Here is a 234-nt window from a genome sequence, read left to right as displayed (position 1 = left end):
GCGGCGATGACGTGCCGCTGTATCAACTCAGCTATAACGCCAGTAAATCACTGCTGTTCGCGTCGCGCGGCGACAAACTGGTGGTGCTGTCCAATCCAGTCAAGTACTACGACCCCGAGAGCAACGTCTCGGAAGAGTCGGGCCGCGTTTCCGCGCAAGCGCTGGCGGCGTTGCTCAACGGTGAAAAACTCTTCCCCGAAGCGTTCGGCTTGCCAGCGAAAAACCCGGAAACCA

Annotated in this window: 1 protein-coding gene; it reads left to right on the top strand. The window is 59.0% G+C overall.

The window, feature by feature from the left end; translation table 11 throughout:
- On the top strand, positions 1-234 hold a 234-nt coding region (locus tag AAEY83_RS18635), incomplete at both ends, for a DUF2138 family protein (RefSeq protein ID WP_351061683.1).

It is taken from the genome of Psychrobacter sp. TB20-MNA-CIBAN-0197 (assembly GCF_040309765.1).
In the GTDB taxonomy this organism is placed as follows: domain Bacteria; phylum Pseudomonadota; class Gammaproteobacteria; order Pseudomonadales; family Moraxellaceae; genus Psychrobacter; species Psychrobacter submarinus.
This window is presented reverse-complemented; position numbering and strand designations above follow the sequence as displayed.